Genomic DNA, 19,160 nt, shown 5'->3' with positions numbered 1-19,160 from the left:
TAAGAGTGTAAAATGTCATCAACTTCACTGACATTTGTCATCTTTTAAAAAATTTCACCTTATAGTAAATAAGCCAGTGATAAGATAGTAAAAAATAGGAGTTCGAGTTTACATGCACCCTCAGCAGCAAAGTTTAATTTATCTACACATCGCCGTATTACTGTTTGGTGGCACTGCGTTGTTTGCCAAGCTAATTAACTTAAATGCGCTAGATATAACAGTATATCGAGCCGCTATTGCCGGTATAGCTATTTTGTTTTTGCTGTTATGGCAAAACAAAGCCATTAAACTCAATAGCACTAAAGATTACCTGATTGCATTATTTTTAGGCGCTACAGTAGGCATACACTGGGTAACCTATTTTGCTGGTATGCAAATGGCGGGAATTGCTATTGGTATGATTGCATTTTTTACCTATCCGGTGATCACCGTTTTCATTGAACCCTTTTTTAATGGTAACAAACCTAAAGTAAACGATTTGCTCAGTGCGTGCGTAGTAATAACCGGCATTTATTTGCTGATCCCAACTGCGGATATCGGCAATGATGTCACTTTAGGTGTGCTCACAGGTGTTATTTCAGCGTTTTTTTTCGCATTTAGAAATATTATCCATAAACGCTATTTTAGCCAATATGGCGGGCCACAAACCATGTTTTATCAAACTATGGTGGCAAGTATTGTATTATGTGCTTTTATAGAAGTACCAGTAATTAATGTATCTACTCGCGATATCGGGCTGTTACTGATTGCTGGGGTAATATTTACAGCAACCCCACATTCTTTATTTGCGGCTAGTTTACAATATTTATCAGCATCAACAGCGGGACTTATTTCTTGTTTACAGCCTTTGTATGGCACATTTTTAGCTTTTTTGCTGTTGCATGAACAACCTTCACTACTGACTCTACTTGGCGGTGCTATGGTGATCAGTGCAGCATTTTATGAAACATGGTCAGTTACTCGGAAACACACATTATGATAAAAGTTTTTGCTCATCGCGGCGCCAGTGGCACTTACCCTGAGAACACCCAAAGTGCGATTACAGCTGCTGTAGATATAGAAGTTGATGGTATTGAAGTCGATGTCCAAAGTTGTTTAGATGATTACATGATCATCCACGATAGCTGGCTAGATCGCACCACCAGTGGCCGTGGTAAAGTAACCAAACTCACCCGAGAGCAAATCCAATGTTTTGATGCAGGTAATAACGAGCGTGTCCCGACCTTACAACAAACCATTGATTGGGTTAACAATAAAACATTATTAAACCTCGAGTTGAAACACACTTTTGCACTGGATAAATTTGTTGAGCTGATTGAAGCAAATATTGCAGCTAAAAAACTGTCACGCGACAATCTTTTAGTCTCTTCGTTTGATCACCATCAACTCATGTGGTTAAAACAACAGTTACCATGGCTAAAAATTGGTGCCTTAACAGCCTCTATTCCTATCAACTATGCCGAATTTGCCCAGCGCTTACAGGCGTTTAGTGTTCATGTTGATAAAAACTTTATTAATCATCAATTTGTCGCTGATGCTAAGCAACGCGGTTTAGATATTTATGCATACACCGTTGATAAACAAGAAGATATAGAACTGATTCTTAATTATGGTATAGACGGTATTTTTACTAACTATCCATGCAATACGAAAATGATTTTAAACTCACTTTAAATCAGCTGCACTTGCTACCGCAGTTCGTCCTATATTCTTGAATTAAATTGAATTTGAACGATACTGAGTAAAACTGATGCAACAGCCAAGCGGGCGATTAATGAGTGAGTATATGCGTATTTATAACTTTATTGAACAAAGCTTCTTTTTTACTTTAACTCGAAAAATCATTGGTAACCTAAGCTTTGTTTTTGCTTTTCAAGCTATTACTTTAATTTGGTTGTATAAAAGTCTGGTCTCGCAAAATGCCGATACCCAACTATTTTGGTTACTAACGGCAATTATAATTGCAGGCTTTGCCTTCACTGTTTTTTATATGCGTTTTTTAATTGTTCGCCCAGTTACGGCAATGCGCGATACTTTGGCGCAAATTAACAGTCAAGATGCCAACTTAGTAGCTAAACTCCCGCACTTTACCTATGATGAGTTTCGTGAAATTAGCCAGCAATACAATACCTTTACTGCTCACCTCAGCCAATTACTCGCGACAACCTATCAAAGCGCACAAGCCAGTGCACAGAGTAACAATCAAGTGACTGTATCAATGCAACAAACGGCGCAATTAAGCGAGCAACAAATCGATTTTAGCCAAACGATTACCGCTGCAAGTAATCAAATAACCGATAGTTTGCAAAGCATCGTTACCAACACCGATAGTGTTCATCAAGTAAATAGTGAACATGTAAACTTTGTAACTCATGCTGCGCAAGAGCTGACCGAACTCGTTGGCCAAGTTAAATCAATTAGCCAAGTGTTAAGCCATTTTTCTGAAACAATTTCGGGTTTAAAACGAAACAGCGACAATATTCGTAGCATCCTAAAAATGGTGGAAGAGTTTTCAGATCAAACGAATTTACTGGCACTCAACGCAGCCATAGAAGCCGCTCGTGCGGGTGAAGCTGGTCGCGGTTTTGCGGTTGTGGCAGATGAAGTGAGAACTTTATCGGTTAAAGTGAGCGATGCAACGCGTCAGATCAGCGATTTCATCAACCAAATGGATTCTTTGGTCAACCAAACCAATAAAGAATCAGAACAACTTGTGAGTTATGCACATAATGCAGAAACCACCATCAGCAATACATCCCATGGCTTTACTGAGCGATTAATTGAGTTTGAACACAATCAACAACAATTACAACAAATTGCCAGTGCTGTACATTTACTCGAACAAACACAAAACCAAACTCATCAATCGGTTGAGCAGATTGTTGAATTAGGCTCACAAGCTAAGTCACAAATCGATATCGCGCTGGCAGATTGCCAGCAATCACAGCAATTGAGCAAACAAACTCAACAACAGTTAAAGCGTTTTGTTTAACCTACCAAGCGTGATATTAATAGGCCAATGTGTTAAATTACGCAGCTATTTTTTAACCATGATGTGCCCGTGTGACTAGCCTATCCCCTGATTACCAACAACTTGCTTTAGATATAAAAAAGTGGGGCCTAGAGCTTGGCTTTAGTGAAGTCGGGATTACTGACATTGACTTGAGTAAGCATGAAGCTCAACTGCAACGCTGGCTTGATTTAGGCTACCATGGTGAGATGGATTACATGGCCGCTCATGGCATGAAGCGCGCCCGTCCCGCTGAGTTGGTGCCCGGTACTGTTCGCGTTATTTCGGTTAAAATGAATTACCTTCCCCCCGATGCAAGCTTTGCTAAAACCCTTAAAAATACCGATAAAGCGTATATTAGCCGCTATGCGCTTGGCCGCGATTACCACAAATTAATGCGTAATCGGATTAAACAGCTTGGTCAAAAAATTGAGCAACATGTTGATCAATTAGGGTTTCGGCCTTTTGTTGATTCTGCTCCCGTGCTTGAGCGACAACTAGCTGAAAAAGCGGGGCTTGGGTGGCAAGGAAAACACAGTTTATTGATCAATAAAGAAGCTGGCTCTTGGTTCTTTTTAGGTGAGCTATTTGTAGATATTCCACTGCCCATTGATAAACCGAATGAATTTGAAGGTTGCGGTAAATGCGTTGCTTGCATCACGTTATGCCCCACCGGTGCCATTGTAGCGCCATATGTGGTTGATGCTCGTAAATGTATCTCTTATTTAACGATTGAGCTGCAAGGCCCTATCCCTGAACAATACCGGCCATTACTGGGAAATCGTATTTATGGTTGTGATGACTGCCAACTAGTTTGCCCGTGGAACCGCTTCGGACAGATCACCGATGAAGCAGACTTTCACCCGCGCAAACAATTAAAAGATAAAGACTTACTGGAATTATTTAGTTGGGATGAAGCGACCTTTTTAAAAAATACCGAAGGCAGTCCAATTCGCCGCATTGGTCATCAGCGTTGGCGTCGTAATATTGCAGTGGGCTTAGGTAATGCACAGTTTAATCAAGCAATTGTTGATGCACTCACCACTACTCGGGATGACTCCACTGCGCTGGTAAAAGAACATATCGATTGGGCGCTTGAACAGCAGCAATCAAAACAACAGAAGTTATTACGAAAAACCGCGCGCTTAATACGTATCGTAGAAAAAGGCTTACCAAGAGATGCGTAAATGCACATCTCTTGATCATCTACATTGTGGTATCAGTGTTATTTTTTCAACAAAGTAGATAAGTCTTGCTCAATTTCATGAAAAGCTGCTTTTACGCCCTTAACAGACTCTTCACGAGCAACTGAGTTTTGAATGGTTTGATCTACTTTCTGATAAATAAAAACCTCCTGATCTTCATCTAATCCCATTGAAGGGATCCTATCTTCCAGCTCTTCTTGTAAACGCTTAAATACCGCTTCATTACTCTTACGATTTTCATTCAGTAGCTCGATTAAGCCATGAAATTTACCATTGATCATAGTAATCGCATCATTTAGCTTTGTTTGTTGCAACTCTAAAGCGGCACGCGTCATAATTGCCCGTAGCTGTTGCTCTGTAACACTAACAATAAAGCAGACATGATCACGGATCCGCCCATGTTTGTCAGGGTCGTGATCTGGCATATTTAAAATCAATAAACTAATCAATTCGTAGTTAACTAAGATTCTGTGGGAGAATTCATGTAAGCGGCCCTTGTGTTTAAGCATATCAAACAACTCAATTACAATTGGCGAGCACGGACCATTTAAAGTAAAGTGTTCGGGAGCATCTAAATTGGCCCTAAACTCAACATTACTTTGCAAATCAAACGATTTTAAACAATGGACTAAGGCCTCACCAAGCGCTTTAGTGTTGTTAATCATACCTATCTTTTCAATATAATTAACTATTTGCCCCATTTCACTGCTGTTTGCCATGGCATTAAATGCTGTGGATGTTGCATCTTCAACTTGCTGTTCTAGCGATTCTTTTTCAATCAAAACTTGATTAAGAATCTTCAATTTTGACTTTAATTCATCGTGGCCAAACGGTTTAACAATGTAATCTTCAGCACCGACTGCATATCCTTCCATACGCTCTTCAACAGTGCCTCTGGCTGATACGAACATGACGATAATATGAGCCGTACTGGGATTTGCTTTGAGTTTTCTACAGACTTCATAGCCGTTCATTTGTGGCATACTCACGTCGAGTAAAATAACTTGCGGTGCAAAGTCTTCCACTGCGCTCAGGCACTCGGGGCCACTGTTTACCATCTTTAATTCAAAATCAAGCTCAAGCAATATCTCTTCTATAATTTCTAAATTAAAGGGTTCGTCATCAACCACTAAGATTTTCTTTAAAGGCATAATTGTCATCCATTTCTTAATTAACATTAGTAGTTTAGTCGTAAAAAAAGCACTTACCAATACGAATAAGTAATTTCTTTTTCTTAACCAAAACTTTTTCCTTCTAAAGGAAAATTGATACGAATAGTAGTGCCTCCCAAGCTGTTGTTATGAGCAGAAATTTCCCCATCATGTAATGCTACAAATTCACGACATAATGCTAAACCAAGACCAGTTCCACCGGCACCGTTATTAGTTTTGCTGCTTTGTACAAACTTTGTAAACACATGTTCAAGTTCATCATCAGGTATACCTATACCACTATCTATTACTTCAATAATTGCCTGCTCTTGCTGATTAGTTAAAACCACTTCAATGCAACTATGTGGTTCACTAAATTTCAACGCATTGCCTAGTATATTACGTAATAACTGATTTATTTGTTCTTCATCACAGTCAATAATGAGCGGGGATTTTGGTGGCAAAAACCGTATATTAATCTCTTTTTCCATCGCAGTACCTGAAACATCGTCAATACTGGTTTTAATAATATTATTAAGATTATGCGGGCGTGGATTAAAAGGAAATTTACCCACGTCCAATTTCGATAAGTCGAGTAAATTATTAAGTAATGAGAGTAACCGTTCGCCACTGCATTCGATACGTGACAAATATTTTTGTAATTTTTCGACCGCAATTTCACCTTTGCTAAGCTTATCTAAACCAAAACGGGCAAAACTTAAGATTGAATGCATGGGGGTACGTAATTCATGAGACATATTGGCAAGAAACTCTGACTTACTATGGTTTGCCGCTTCAGCAACATTTTTAGCATGCTCTAATTGCGAGGTACGCGCTCTTACTTGCTCTTCAAGCATATCTTTTGCCTCAAGTAAGAGATCTTCTTTATGCTTGAGGTGAGTAACATTTTTAAAAATCACGGCTAGGGCAATTTCACCGTGGTGATCTATCTCATTAAACGAGCCAACTAAAGGTATGCCATCGCCCCCTTCCATAGGCAGATACACGTCACAACTAAATTGACGATTTTGATTTAAAGTTGCTACTTTTTCCTTAATTTTTGCAGCGGATGTTCCATCTAACAACGTAAAAATAGAGCAAACTTGTAGCTCTTTTGCTGATAATCTGAAAAGTTTAGAGCAAGCATCGTTTGCTTCAATGACTTCGCCATTTCGCTCAAATAACATAATGGCGTCTGGGGTATGCTTATAAATAACCCGTAACAAACTATCTTTCTCGATGAGTGCATCAACTGTATCTTGTAAGCGCTCAACTAACTCAATGTTATGACGTTTTAGTAGCTCAGTTTGCCAAAGCTTATGCACTGATTGCAGTAGCATATTTTCATTAATTGGTTTAACCAGTACATCTTCGACTCCCTGACGGATCGCTTCAATCATAGACACTTGATTCGGCTTTGAGGTAAATAGTAAGCAACGGCATTGCGGATAGTGTGCTTTGAGTGTGACAAATACTTCGATACCAGAGCCATCAGGCAAACTAAAATCACTCAATAACAGATCAATATTATGCCCTTGCGCTTGGCTAACCGCAGAGCGAATACTATTCGCGGTGATGGTTTTGATATGAGCACCTAACAAACTGTTGGCTATTTTTTCAAGCCGCTCTGGAATATGATCAACCAGTAATACCGTTGGTAATTGCAAAACGCTATCAGAGCCAAGCTCTAAAACACTCTCCAATAAGGTGCTGATTTCTTTATTTGCGAAGAAGGGATAAATTACAATAGCATTTGGTACAAGCCGATTAAGCTCACTAAATGAAGAAAGTTGTTCGCTGTTTTCAACTTTAGGCGCAAGCAGCAAAACGTGTTCTGAGCTAACCTCTGCGACTAATAAACTTGCAATAGCCACTGGCACACCATGTGCAACAGCCACTAAATCATAGGAACTAAACGCAGTGCGTTCTTTTAATATTGAAAAATGAATTAATTCAACTTCACAGCCAATTAATTCTAGCAATACTTTTATCCGCATAGCTAAAACACTACTGCTATCAACAATCAATATTTTCCGCACTATTTAGACCACACTTTCATCCACTTAACCAGATAAAAGCGTAGTCTAAGTTTTCTGCATTCACATAATCAAAAAGATTATTTTCGTAGTGTCACTTATCCTAAATGCTTACCTAATATAGTTAAACTGTAATGATTACCATCCATAATAGCCACGTTAGGCAACTCTCCCCATTGTTGATACGCAAATGCTTCAAACAATTTAATACTGGGGATGTTGTGACTAAATATAAATGCGAGTAACACTTTAATATTTAATTGCTGAGCTTGTTTTTGTGCAAATTCGAGTAAATACTTACCTAGCCCTTGCCCTTGCGCACTGCTAGTAATATAAATACTGATCTCAACGGTGCCATCGTAAGCTGGGCGACCATAAAACGATTTATAACTCAGCCATGCGACGACTTTAGCATCTTGCTCATACACATAAATAGGGCGCAGTGGGGTATGACTATCAAACCAACTTTGTTTTTGTGCTACTGTCACTTCTTCGGTGTCAGCAGTGACCATTCTGCTGGCGATGGTTTCATTATAAATTGCAACGATGGCCGGTAAGTCGTTACTAGTCGCTAATCGAGTTATCATTAAATTTTTTTGTGGTTATTGATCAGTTAAGTAGATAATAACGTATCTGCTATAGCAACCACCAGCTAGGAATCGCTATGTTTAAAAAATTATTACTCTGTACCGCATTATTTAGTAGCAGCAGCTATGTTCACGCTGAAACCAGTCCACTGGCTGCTGAAGCCGCAGCGCAGTGCGATGACTTCACCAATGTCAGTATGCGTAAATTACGCTCTAAAGAGAGCATTAATCTATGCCAGTTTAAGAACAAACCGTTATTAATCGTTAACACCGCCAGCAACTGTGGCTTTACCCCACAATTTGAAGGATTAGAGGCGTTGTATCAAAAATACCAAGATCAAGGCTTAGTGATCTTAGGGTTTCCATCGGATGATTTCTTTCAAGAAGAAGACGATGAAAAAGACACCGCGAAAGTGTGCTTTATCAATTATGGTGTAACGTTCCCAATGTTTGCTACCAGCGAAGTACGCGGTAGCGATGCGAACCCTATTTTTCAGCATTTAAATGCCCAAACCAGTTCACCTAATTGGAACTTTTACAAATACCTAGTCTCTGCAGATCGTAAACAGGTAACTCGTTTTAACAGCAAAGCCAAACCAGATTCAGACGCTATCGTGAAAGCCGTTGAACAAGCTCTTTCAGATATTTAAATTAATACTGGTACAAGACGTTAGTATTAGACTAGAATAACTAAAGGTTTGATTAAAAAAACACCACTTTAAACGGGAGATTTTATGACAGTGGCAAGTGCAAGACACATACTAGTAGACAGCGAAGCGCAGTGTTTAGATTTGAAAAGCAAGATTGAACAAGGTGAAGACTTTGCAGAATTAGCAAAAGTACATTCTAACTGCCCATCAGGTCAGGATGGTGGCGCGCTAGGTGAATTTGGCCCAGGTATGATGGTTCCTGAATTTGATAAAGTGGTCTTTTCTGCACCGCTTAATCAAGTACAAGGCCCAGTACAGACTCAATTTGGTTACCACCTACTTGAAGTCACCAGCCGTTCAGAATAATGTTAGTTTTCAACTAATTTGAATAAAGCCGCCTCTGCGGCTTTATTTTTATTTTAAAGGTACACACATGCAACTATTAGGCTCAACAACCTCGCCATTTGTACGCCGCATTCGGATTTGGGCACTATTAAATCACTGCGAGCTTGAGTTTATCAATCTCGATATTTTCGCTGCACACGATCGTCAATTAATGATAAAAAACAACCCAGCGCGAAAAGTCCCAGTGTTGATCTGCAAACAGCACACACTTGCTGACTCGAATAACATCATCCGTTTTTTACTCGAGCTGTATAATCACCCTCGCCTTAGTTGGCAACAAGAACACTTGCTTAGCACGATTAATGGCTGCAATGATTCCCTTGTTGAGCTGTTGTTATGTCAACGCTCAGGGTTTGACACCACGCAAGATAAATTATTTTTTAATTTACAAAATGAACGTATTGCTGAAACATTAAGCTATTTAAATAACCATTTAGCGGATGCAGAATTTAAAAGCTGTGAATACCTGTGCATCAGTTTATACTGCTTACTTGATTGGATTTGCTTTCGCGAGTTAACAGATCTCACAGCACACACCGAGCTAATGGAGTTTTATCATTCATTTGCTCAACAACAAGCAGTGCAGCAAACCGATCCGCGTAATTAACATTTAAGGGTAAACATATGAGTGATATCGAAATAGAATCAGAACTAGTAAGTTTTGTTGAAAAAGTACGTCTAAGTGAGAAACTATGGGCGCTAGGTGCCGAAGATGGCGGTTTTGTGGTATGTGATTCTAACCAATTTGAAAACACCGATGTCCTCCTATTGTGGGAAAGTGAAGCCTCTGCAAAAGCTCAGTGTAAAGAAGAATGGGCTGATTACAGTCCGCTTGAAATCACCTTAGATGAATTTTTAGATGACTGGGTTGAAGACCTAAAAGAAGATGATGCACTGGTTGGCCTAAATTGGAATGACGACCAAGTCTGTGTTGAAATCGAACCCGTTGGATTAGCACGCGCGTTGAGCGAATAAGCATTATTTAACATTGCTTTACTGCGCTGGTTTATTTGCTATAAACTAGCGCACATCTTTACTTTCAGAGTATAACGTTGAAATCCCATCTTGGTCGCCGCCCTTTTTCCGCTATGGAATTACATACGCTTTACCATGGCTATATATATGGTGATCAACGTCTCCCTCGTGAACAAGCAAAACATTGGCACTTTTGGCTACCATTAATCGCTTACTACAGCGGTGCCTACAGTGACGAAATTGGTCATTTGCAACTGACTGACATTGTCGAACGCCAACAGATATTTTGCTTTCACTTTCATACTCACGGTAAAATAAAGGCCCGTATCGTGCCGATTCATCAAGCCCTGTTTGATGCCGGTTTTAATGACTATATCGCCTTAGTTAAACAACAAAATCACACTCGTCTATTATTTGACTTACCGGCAAAATCAGGTCGTTACAGTGAAAAAGTGCGCATTTGGTTCTCTGGTGAAGGAGAACGTGCCGGGTACTTACAAAAGTGTGATATCCCCAGTATCGATCAACTTGGTATGAAAACGGCGGTCAGTAGCTTACGGCTCAACTTTGAGCAGCAAATTCGCATTTACGCCATGCAAGCAAATAATAAAGATGCCTTTAATTATTTGCTTGGCTTTAATGAATACGAGCAGCACGAGTTTACCGATGTAACACAGCTAAACCAGATTACCCAACAGCTTCGGGTGGTTAACCCACAGCTGCACTGGCAGCGTTTTGTGCAACGTCACGCAGTTTGACAAACTTTGTTACTAACTTGCTCATTATACCAATCGACTTAAATATTTAACCATTCTAGCGCGCTAAATAAAGCGCTAACTGCGTTAGTAATTTTTCATGTACGACTGCATGGATGCAAGAGGTAGAGCAATGCAGGAGCAATTGCCGAGAACAACTACATGTCAAAATTTCTGCCTTGTTATCACTGTATTTTTCTGTCGCTATAAATGGTCAGTAACTTAACACGATTGGTATTACTCATAGATAAAAAAACTGATAGGATGGAAAAGACGCTGCCAAAGCACTATTTTTTGAGGCTTTGGTACATAACTTCTAACAAAAAAAATCCAGGTGCCCTATGTTTATTAAAAGCCTACTGACTCTGAGTGTGGCGGTTGCCGTCAGTTCAGTCCATGCCAATGAGTTTGTTCTCGAAAAACTCGCCAAACCAAGCTCACAACACGTATCTTTAACCCTCGATCCCGCTCAAGATACTTTCTCAGGTATGACCGAAATAGCCCTCGAAGTGCTAAAACCAACTCACTATATCGAGCTTAACGGTGTTGATTATGCAGCACAAATGGCAAAACTACTGGGGAATGAAAACTGTGATTTAAGCACTGAAATGCTGAAAACTGGCAAAGTTAAGTTCAGTTGTGATGAACAAATTCAACCTGGAAAATACACCCTCAAAATCGATTTTACCGCGCCTTATAACCGCCAAAGTGTTGGCTTATATAAAACCTTAGATCAAGGTGTGCCGTATTTATTCACTCAGTTTGAAATGAGCGATGCCCGCCGTGCCTTCCCGGTATTCGATGAGCCAAGCTATAAAATTCCATTTCAACTAACAATTACAGCACCTAGTTCGCAAAAAGTGTATGCCAATACCCCTGAACTAAAAACCACTGAAAATGGCGAGATGACCACCCACTATTTTGATAAAACACCGCCTATTCCCTCGTATTTAGTGGCGATGGCCGTGGGCCCGTTTGAAGAGCGTGAAGTCAAAGGTATGCCTATTCCAGGGCGTGTGATCACCCCACAGGGTAAAATTCATTTAGGCGCATATGCCGAGCAAGCAATGCCAAAAGTATTGGCTGCCCTTGAAGATTATTTTGGTATTCCCTACGTATATAAAAAGCTAGATTCAGTCGCCGTGCCAGAGTTTCCATTTGGCGCGATGGAAAATGCCGGCTTAGTGACCTACCGTGAAGATATTTTGCTGCTTGATTTAGCCACCGCGACTCGCAGTAAAAAACAACGCAATGTGTCGATTATTGCTCACGAACTTGCTCACCAATGGTACGGTAACTTAGTCACCATGAAATGGTGGAATGACTTATGGCTAAATGAAGCGTTTGCAAGCTGGATGGCGGCTAAAATCACAGCCCAGCTTAACCCTGAGTTTGAATCGCATTTAGACCTGCCGCAAAATAACGTGATGGCGTTAGACGCCCGTTTAAGCACAAAGCCAATTCGTAAACCAATCAAAACCGAAGCCGATATTATGGATGGCCTAGGCTTAGCTTATAGCAAAGGCAGTTCTGTACTTGCGATGGTTGAAAACTGGATTGGCGAAGACGCTTTCCAACAAGGTATTCGTGCGTATTTAAAAGAGTTCTCTTATAAAAATGCTGAAGCTGCCGACTTATGGCAGGCACTCGGTAAAGCATCAAACAAAGATGTGGCTGGGGTTTTAAAATCGTTCATCGAACAGTCATCATTTCCGCTTGTTAAAGTAACTCAGCAAGGTAACACACTTACTATTAATCAAAGCCGCTTTACTAACGCGGGTGTTGATGCCCCTGCGCAACTTTGGAATGTACCGGTAGCAATTAAATACGGTGCGGGCGACAAAGTTAAAACGGCTAATGTGCTATTAACTAAAGCCAATCAAACTATTGAACTTGAATTTGAACCTGAGTGGATTTATCCAGATCAAGGCGCTTTAGGTTATTACCGCTGGGTGATGGATGAGCAACAATTTGCTGCATTAATTGATAATGCCGCCGAGTCACTCACCGTACGTGAACGTTTAGCGTTACTCTCTGCCGCTGATGCATTATTGGATGCAGGTGTTATTTCAGCTGCCCATTTAATGCAAACACTTGAAGTTTTTGTAAGCGACAAACACCCACGCGTTGCTAACACTGCGTTGGGTTATTTAGCCGCACAAAAACGTACTTTTGAAGATGAAAGCAACCAAGAGCTGTGGCCTGAATTTATTCGTAATAGCATCATGCCTGCAGCAAAACAATATGGTTTAACTGCAAAAGTGGATGAAGATGCGGCAATCTCGCAATTACGTACGCAAGTAGTGGCACGTTTAGGGTTTGATGGTGAAGACAAAAGCGTTATAAACACCGCCAAAGCACAAGCCCGTGTTTACTTAAACAATCCTGAAAAAGTTGATCTATACCTAGCATCAACCTACTTAAACTTAGCGGCATTTCATGGTGATAAAAACCTACTCGATGCCTATATAAATACCTTTAAAACCACCAAAGATCCGCAAGTGCGCACAAAAATGCTCGCTGCGATGAGTTACTTTGGCACACCTGAGCTACAAACTAAGGTATTAAATTACAGCTTAACTGACGATGTTACTGCATCAGATATGCGGACTATTATGTCAGGACAGATGTATAGCAAACCTCGTGAAAGCTTATTTATCAATTGGGTATATGAAAATTACGATAAAGTAGCGGCCAATTTGCCACCTTTCTTTGTACCTAATCTGCCTAACTTTACCACTTCAGCTTGTAGCGCCAGCAGCTTAGCAAAAACACAGAGCTTCTTTATGAGCAAAATTGCTGATGAGCCAGGTTATGCACGCACCTTAAGCAAACTTGAAGAAAGCGTAAAAAATTGTATTGCACTTAAAGAACGTGAACTAGCGTCTGTTAATAGTTTCTTAAAACGTTAATTTATACCCAAACCATCTCAAGATGCAGAATTCAGCGTTTCACAGGTGCTTAATATCAAGGCGTTACTTTGCAAGAATGGCAGTCCCTTTTAAGAAGGAACAACGATGAGAGTAAGTGCCTGTGAAACGCCCAAGGGGTTGGTTTAAAAGCGATTTATACTGCGTTATTGATTTTAACAAGGGAATCACCATTCTTTGCAATCAATGCCTTGCCTAAATCGCTTTTAATTCCAACTGAAACTCGCATCTTGAGGTGGCTTGGGTATATATCTACAAAAACGGCAAGCCAGTGGCTTGCCGTTTTTTATCAACAGCGTTATTTATCCATTGATAATCTTTACCAGCTGAGAAATAAACTCTTTTGCTCCTTCAACACTGGTCATTTTAAAGCCGATACCATAATGAATTGGGTTAATACTTTTAAATATACGGGTTGGAAAGCGGGTCATTTCACTACTATGAAAAAAACCAGCTATACGGCTAACACCCTCAATTTTATTAAAATCATCACTAAAAACCTCCAGCGCAGGGCGAAGTACTAACTTAGCTTGACCCCCTTCTATATGCAGATAAATAGCTTCTTTTGATTTAGGTAACATATATTCAGTGATATTTTTAATTTTAAAATTGCTACGGCACTCTAATGCTATTAGTTGCTCGTTGATTTGCTCTGGACTAGCTGACATGGTTATCCTTGTTTCTCATTAGGCTTTTAGCTGTACCCAACAGTACAGCTAAAAGCTTGAAAAGTCTTATTTTATATAGCACATACAAAAGCGAGCTGTTCGTTTAAATAGCTCATACGGGTAATATTACTATCGCAGTAAGGCGTTAAATCAAGCCACAGCGAAACTTGTTCAGGATTAGTTAGCTGACGTTGGTAAACACGATTATCTACAGCATAAATAACCGTATTAGTATCTTTAAATGCGTAATCTTGTACATGCTGCGGTAAACGAAACAAATCAGTAACTGTATTCTTTTGCGGATCATAACTGGCTAACCAGTGCTGTTGTGCTTTGTTATAACTAAATGTATAGGCAGCTAATGCATGATTATATGTCAACGTACGGCCAATATGCTCAGCAACCACTTTCGGCTTCGCTGCAGCAACCTGAGTATATTGTAAGGTATGCGGTTCGCCTAAAATAAACATCACCATATCGTCTTTGGCCCCCCAAGCATGATAACCAACCGGTTCTATCCACTCAAAAATACGACTTGGTGTTACGTTATGAGCAAACGGGTACTGCCATAACTTCTGCTTACCGTCAGCCTCAACCACGATTGCTGAAAGAGCCTCGCCATTAGGTGTTAAAGTAGGAGAATATTCACTGACAGCTGTATTGGTTAAATTAACGACTTGCTGATTGCTAAAATCATAAAAAGCCAGATCGGTTTGGCTTTGCCCATCGGTTTGCACTTCTTTAGTAAAATAAATACCACTTTGAGTAAGTAACGGTTGGTTATTATAAACATCATTATTAGTTATACGACTTACTTGTAAACCATATTCCGTGTTAAGTTTGGCAAGCAAAATTTCGCTCTTTGGCATTGCAGCCAAAGCCGTATGAGGGATAGTAACAAGGGTGACAACTAAGCTTAACCATGGTGAAATCAATTTCATATCATTCTCTAATTATTTTTATCGGGCATATTTATCTGGCATATAATAGCGCTATTTCATGGTTATACCCAAATCTGTTACCAATATGTCACTTGACCTACCCCCTTACTACACCTTATAACTACAGAGCTACTTAAAACGAGAACAATTATGTCAGCTAAACATCCTATTATTGCGATCACTGGTTCATCTGGTGCAGGTACTACCACCACGACAAGTGCTATTAAGCATATATTTCGTAGTCTTAATATTGAGGCCGCATTTATAGAAGGCGACAGCTTTCATCGCTATACTCGCCCTGAGATGGATAAAAAAGTTCGCGAAGCACAACAAGAAGGTAAGCACATAAGTTACTTTGGTCGTGAAGCGAATGACTTTGGCGCGCTTGAAAGCTTATTTAGCACTTATGGCGATACCGGCGCAGGTAAATTACGTCGTTATTTGCATACTTTTGATGAAGCCGTACCATACAATCAATTACCCGGTACCTTTACGCCGTGGCAAGAATTAGAAGCAAGTACTGATATTTTATTCTACGAAGGACTGCATGGCGGCGTTGTCGATGAAAATCATGATGTAGCAAAACATGTCGACTTACTGATTGGCATGGTGCCAATTATCAATCTTGAGTGGATCCAAAAACTAATCCGCGACACCTCTGAACGCGGTCATTCTCGTGAAGCCGTAATGGGCTCAATTGTCCGTAGTATGGATGATTACATTAATCACATTACGCCACAGTTCTCACGCACGCATATAAACTTTCAACGTGTACCAACCGTTGATACCTCCAACCCATTTAGCGCAAAAGATATTCCATCCCTTGACGAGAGCTTTGTGGTTATTCGTTTTCGTGGCATAGATGACGTCGATTTTCCGTATTACCTCCGTATGATTGAAGGCAGCTTTATGTCGCGCATCAACACCTTAGTGGTACCAGGCGGAAAAATGGGACTCGCCATGGAGTTAGTATTAACGCCTCTAATCAAAGATATTATCCTTAAAAAGCGCGCGCTTGCCGAATTAGCTCCTGTTGATTTACCTATTTAAGAAATACCCTTGCTGAAATACATAGCTTATGTAAACTGCTGACTTCATCATAAAAGGAGATGTCAGCATGACCGAGACATTACGCATTCTCGTCGGTTCCAAAAATCCGGTAAAAATAAATGCTGCCCGCAGCATTTTCTCTCTCTATTACCCTGCTATGACAATTGATTGCCAAGGGGTTGATGCCCCTTCACAAGTACCTGATCAACCAATCGGTGAAGATGAAACCCGTATTGGCGCAGAAAATCGCGTGTTACATTGTCAACAGCATCACCAAGCAGATTTTTACGTGGCAATGGAGGGCGGTGCTGAGCAGTTTAGTTATGGCCCTGCAACCTTTGCATTTGTGGTGATTGCCAACAACCACCAGCGCGCAATTGGTCGCAGCAGTAACCTGCCTTTACCACCAAGTCTGTATAACGCGTTATTACAAGGTAAAGAGCTTGGAGATGTGATGGATAGTGCATTTAATACCAGCAACATCAAACAGCAAGGCGGAGCAATAGGCTTATTAACCAATCATCATGCTACCCGCGAAAGTACCTACACCCAAGCACTAACACTTGCAATGGCGCCTTTTTTGCACCCTGCACTTTATGCTAAGGAAGTTTAATGAAGTATACTCATGTATTATTTGACGCCGATGAAACCTTATTCAGCTTCAACGCCTTTGCAGGCTTAAAAAGAATGTTCTCCAATTACGCAGTGGACTTTACAGACAGTGATTACCAGCATTACCAAGTAACCAATAAATCACTGTGGCTTGCCTATCAAGACAATAAAATAACAGCATCGCATTTACAAATAGCACGCTTTAGTGAGTGGGCAGCTAAACTAGACGTGTCCGCTCAAAAACTCAATGATGATTTTTTAACAGCAATGGCTGAGATCTGCCAACCCTTACCAGGCGCTGTAGAGCTACTCACTAAACTTAAACCTCACGCTAAGCTTGGTATCATTACCAATGGCTTTACGCAGTTACAAGCCCGTCGCTTAGCGCACACGGGGTTAAAAGATATGTTTGATTGGCTGGTCATCTCAGAGCAAGTAGGTATCGCAAAGCCTGCACTGGAAATTTTTCAGCATACGTTTGATTTGATGGGTAACCCTGACAAGGCGCAGATTTTAATGGTCGGCGATACTGCCAGCAGCGATATACTCGGTGCGCAAAATGCAGGGATTGATAGCTGTTGGCTACAACACCCTAACGTAGAGTTACCTGATGGCATTACACCAACCTACCAAGTGACTGAGCTGGTACAGTTACAACAGCTGTTAGAATTGTAGCAAGGTTTAAAGTTAACAACTAAACCGCAATATTTAAGCAAAAAAAATGACGCTAGCTAGCGTCATTTTTTATAACTGTTATAAGCGGTTGCGATTAAGCTGTAGCTACCTCTAGGCCCGGTGCTGGCATTGTAACTGGGGTATCAAATGTAGCCCATTCCCATGCAGACTCAGTTGCCATAATTTTACGAAGTAACTTGTTGTTTAAGTCATGACCCGACTTATAGGCAGTAATTTTGCCTAAAATGTTATGACCTGTCATAAACATGTCACCAACACAGTCTAGAATCTTATGCTTAACAAACTCATCGCTATAACGCAGGCCATTCGGATTAAGTACTTTAAACTCATCCAATACCACGGCGTTATCCATGCTGCCACCTAAAGCTAGGTTGTTCGCATGCATATATTCAATGTCTTTCATAAAACCGAAAGTACGTGCGCGGCTAATTTCTTCAGTGAAGCTTTGTGCCGTGATATCTAAACCAATACGCTGACGGCTTTCATTAATTGCCGGGTGGTCAAAAGCAATTTCAAAGTCGATATGGAAACCATCATAGGGTTCGATCTCGGCCCATTTATCGCCTTCTTCAATACGTACTTTTTCTTTAATACGAATAAAGCGCTTCGCCGCATTTTGCTCTGCAATGCCGCCTTTTTGTAACAAATATATAAATGGTAATGCACTACCATCCATAATTGGCACTTCTGAGCTATCTAATTCAACGATCAGATTATCAATACCCATTGCCGCTACCGCCGCAATAAGGTGCTCAGTCGTAGATAAGCGAACGCCATCTTTGTTAGTTAAACAGGTACACAATTGCGTATCACCAACGGCTTCAGGCGTTGTTTCAAAATCAACAACCGGATCAAGGTCGACACGACGAAATACAATCCCAGTATTTGCGCTCGCAGGTCGGAGAGTTATTGTGACCTTCTCACCTTTATGAAGTCCAATTCCTATGGCTTTGACTATTTCTGCAATCGTACGCTGTTTAATCATAGCTTCGCTCACTTATAGTTACAGTTAGACTACCGATTGTATCACATATACGACCAGCTGCCAAATTCGATTACTTTTCAAGCAAAATAATTTTATTTATTTGCTTAATCAGCCTGTTTTCTTAAAAACGCAGGGATGTCGAAATAATCGCCACCTTCTGATTTATCAGACTTTTTACTGCTTTCGCTGGTTTTTGATAAACCACTATTACTTTGCGTTGTGATGCTTGACTCATGTTTTTCAACACTTGGTGCCGCGGTTACTTCTTCACTGCTACCTTGGCTGGCAAAACTTGGCACATACATGCTGCTTGCTTGACCTGCAGAACCGCTTACATCAGAACCCGATGCTTTTTTAAAGCCGTTATCAACAATGCCAAATTGCGGACGACGATCGCCACCTAAACCAGTAGCAACAACCGTTACACGTAATTCATCAGTCATTTCAGGGTCAATCACCGCACCCACAACTACAGTCGCGTTTTCTGATGCTAATGCTTTAACG

General features: G+C 40.5%; 19 protein-coding genes and 1 pseudogene. 13 read left to right on the top strand and 7 right to left on the bottom strand.

The genetic code is table 11. The annotated features are described in order from the left end of the window. Window positions 1–112 precede the first annotated feature (112 nt). The 4 genes from ENH88_RS04415 to queG all read left to right on the top strand — a co-directional run bounded on the left by ENH88_RS04415 (window position 113) and on the right by queG (window position 4,197). Window positions 113–979 carry a DMT family transporter gene (locus ENH88_RS04415; RefSeq protein ID WP_304179937.1) on the top strand — a complete coding sequence of 289 codons (867 nt, stop codon included), beginning with the start codon at window positions 113–115 and terminating at the stop codon, window positions 977–979. Next, window positions 979–1,674, top strand: coding sequence for a glycerophosphodiester phosphodiesterase (locus ENH88_RS04410; RefSeq protein ID WP_304180266.1), 696 nt, complete (start codon window positions 979–981; stop codon window positions 1,672–1,674). The genes ENH88_RS04415 and ENH88_RS04410 overlap by 1 nt, the downstream gene beginning before the upstream one ends. 100 nt (window positions 1,675–1,774) lie before the next feature. Further along, window positions 1,775–2,992, top strand: coding sequence for a methyl-accepting chemotaxis protein (locus ENH88_RS04405; protein ID WP_304180263.1), 1,218 nt, complete (start codon window positions 1,775–1,777; stop codon window positions 2,990–2,992). A 71-nt stretch (window positions 2,993–3,063) separates the two neighbouring features. After that, window positions 3,064–4,197, top strand: coding sequence for a tRNA epoxyqueuosine(34) reductase QueG (gene queG / locus ENH88_RS04400; RefSeq protein ID WP_304179934.1), 1,134 nt, complete (start codon window positions 3,064–3,066; stop codon window positions 4,195–4,197). Window positions 4,198–4,235: 38 nt separating this feature from the next. On the opposite strand, the gene ENH88_RS04395 is transcribed toward queG, so the two are convergent. The 3 genes from ENH88_RS04395 to ENH88_RS04385 form a co-directional block, all read right to left on the bottom strand. Next, window positions 4,236–5,366 (bottom strand): response regulator, encoded by a 1,131-nt coding sequence (locus ENH88_RS04395; RefSeq protein WP_304179931.1) that lies wholly within the window; start codon window positions 5,364–5,366, stop codon window positions 4,236–4,238. Window positions 5,367–5,449: 83 nt separating this feature from the next. After that, entirely contained in the window at window positions 5,450–7,408 is a 1,959-nt protein-coding gene (locus ENH88_RS04390; protein WP_304180260.1) for a hybrid sensor histidine kinase/response regulator, read from the bottom strand. 92 nt (window positions 7,409–7,500) lie between these two features. Beyond that, window positions 7,501–7,989 (bottom strand): GNAT family N-acetyltransferase, encoded by a 489-nt coding sequence (locus ENH88_RS04385; RefSeq protein ID WP_304179927.1) that lies wholly within the window; start codon window positions 7,987–7,989, stop codon window positions 7,501–7,503. 77 nt (window positions 7,990–8,066) lie between these two features. On the opposite strand from ENH88_RS04385, the gene ENH88_RS04380 reads away from it, so the two are divergent. From ENH88_RS04380 to ENH88_RS04355, 6 genes are all read left to right on the top strand, one after another. After that, window positions 8,067–8,639: a glutathione peroxidase gene (locus tag ENH88_RS04380; protein ID WP_304179924.1), complete on the top strand. Its 573-nt coding sequence runs from the start codon at window positions 8,067–8,069 to the stop codon at window positions 8,637–8,639. An 84-nt stretch (window positions 8,640–8,723) separates the two neighbouring features. Next, complete coding sequence (locus tag ENH88_RS04375) at window positions 8,724–9,005, top strand: peptidylprolyl isomerase (RefSeq protein ID WP_304179922.1); 282 nt, start codon at window positions 8,724–8,726, stop codon at window positions 9,003–9,005. A 67-nt stretch (window positions 9,006–9,072) separates the two neighbouring features. Next, window positions 9,073–9,651, top strand: a complete 579-nt coding sequence (locus tag ENH88_RS04370) for a glutathione S-transferase family protein (protein WP_304179920.1) — start codon at window positions 9,073–9,075, stop codon at window positions 9,649–9,651. Window positions 9,652–9,668: 17 nt separating this feature from the next. After that, window positions 9,669–10,019, top strand: coding sequence for a DUF2750 domain-containing protein (locus ENH88_RS04365; RefSeq protein WP_064667874.1), 351 nt, complete (start codon window positions 9,669–9,671; stop codon window positions 10,017–10,019). A gap of 77 nt (window positions 10,020–10,096) precedes the next feature. After that, complete coding sequence (locus ENH88_RS04360) at window positions 10,097–10,777, top strand: hypothetical protein (RefSeq protein WP_304179916.1); 681 nt, start codon at window positions 10,097–10,099, stop codon at window positions 10,775–10,777. 338 nt (window positions 10,778–11,115) lie between these two features. After that, the gene (locus tag ENH88_RS04355) at window positions 11,116–13,686 is read left to right on the top strand and encodes a M1 family metallopeptidase (RefSeq protein WP_304179914.1); all 2,571 of its coding nucleotides are present in this window, start codon (window positions 11,116–11,118) and stop codon (window positions 13,684–13,686) included. Window positions 13,687–14,006: 320 nt separating this feature from the next. Here ENH88_RS04355 and ENH88_RS04350 read toward each other — a convergent pair whose 3' ends face one another. Both ENH88_RS04350 and ENH88_RS04345 read right to left on the bottom strand, forming a co-directional pair. Continuing rightward, window positions 14,007–14,372, bottom strand: a complete 366-nt coding sequence (locus tag ENH88_RS04350; RefSeq protein WP_304179911.1) for a hypothetical protein — start codon at window positions 14,370–14,372, stop codon at window positions 14,007–14,009. A gap of 71 nt (window positions 14,373–14,443) precedes the next feature. Beyond that, the gene (locus ENH88_RS04345; protein ID WP_304179908.1) at window positions 14,444–15,313 is read right to left on the bottom strand and encodes a hypothetical protein; all 870 of its coding nucleotides are present in this window, start codon (window positions 15,311–15,313) and stop codon (window positions 14,444–14,446) included. Between the two features lie 150 nt (window positions 15,314–15,463). Here ENH88_RS04345 and ENH88_RS04340 point away from each other — a divergent pair, with 150 nt between their 5' ends. From ENH88_RS04340 to yjjG, 3 genes are all read left to right on the top strand, one after another. Further along, the gene (locus ENH88_RS04340) at window positions 15,464–16,363 is read left to right on the top strand and encodes a phosphoribulokinase (RefSeq protein WP_304179905.1); all 900 of its coding nucleotides are present in this window, start codon (window positions 15,464–15,466) and stop codon (window positions 16,361–16,363) included. Between the two features lie 67 nt (window positions 16,364–16,430). Next, window positions 16,431–16,976 carry an inosine/xanthosine triphosphatase gene (gene yjjX / locus ENH88_RS04335; protein WP_304179902.1) on the top strand — a complete coding sequence of 182 codons (546 nt, stop codon included), beginning with the start codon at window positions 16,431–16,433 and terminating at the stop codon, window positions 16,974–16,976. Continuing rightward, a complete protein-coding gene (yjjG, locus tag ENH88_RS04330) occupies window positions 16,976–17,650 on the top strand; it encodes a pyrimidine 5'-nucleotidase (RefSeq protein ID WP_304179899.1) in 675 nt (224 codons plus the stop codon). Before yjjX ends, yjjG begins: the two co-directional genes overlap by 1 nt. 94 nt (window positions 17,651–17,744) lie before the next feature. Here yjjG and lpxC read toward each other — a convergent pair whose 3' ends face one another. Together lpxC and ENH88_RS04320 are read right to left on the bottom strand one after the other, a co-directional pair. Then, window positions 17,745–18,656 (bottom strand): UDP-3-O-acyl-N-acetylglucosamine deacetylase, encoded by a 912-nt coding sequence (gene lpxC / locus ENH88_RS04325; RefSeq protein WP_016709470.1) that lies wholly within the window; start codon window positions 18,654–18,656, stop codon window positions 17,745–17,747. Between the two features lie 104 nt (window positions 18,657–18,760). Then, window positions 18,761–19,160 (bottom strand): annotated as a pseudogene (locus ENH88_RS04320) (cell division protein FtsZ); the annotation flags it as partial.

It is taken from the genome of Pseudoalteromonas prydzensis (genome assembly GCF_011050055.1).
Classification (GTDB): domain Bacteria; phylum Pseudomonadota; class Gammaproteobacteria; order Enterobacterales; family Alteromonadaceae; genus Pseudoalteromonas; species Pseudoalteromonas prydzensis_A.
Note: the sequence above shows the minus strand (reverse complement) of the source record. Positions and strands in the feature narration are given on the sequence as shown.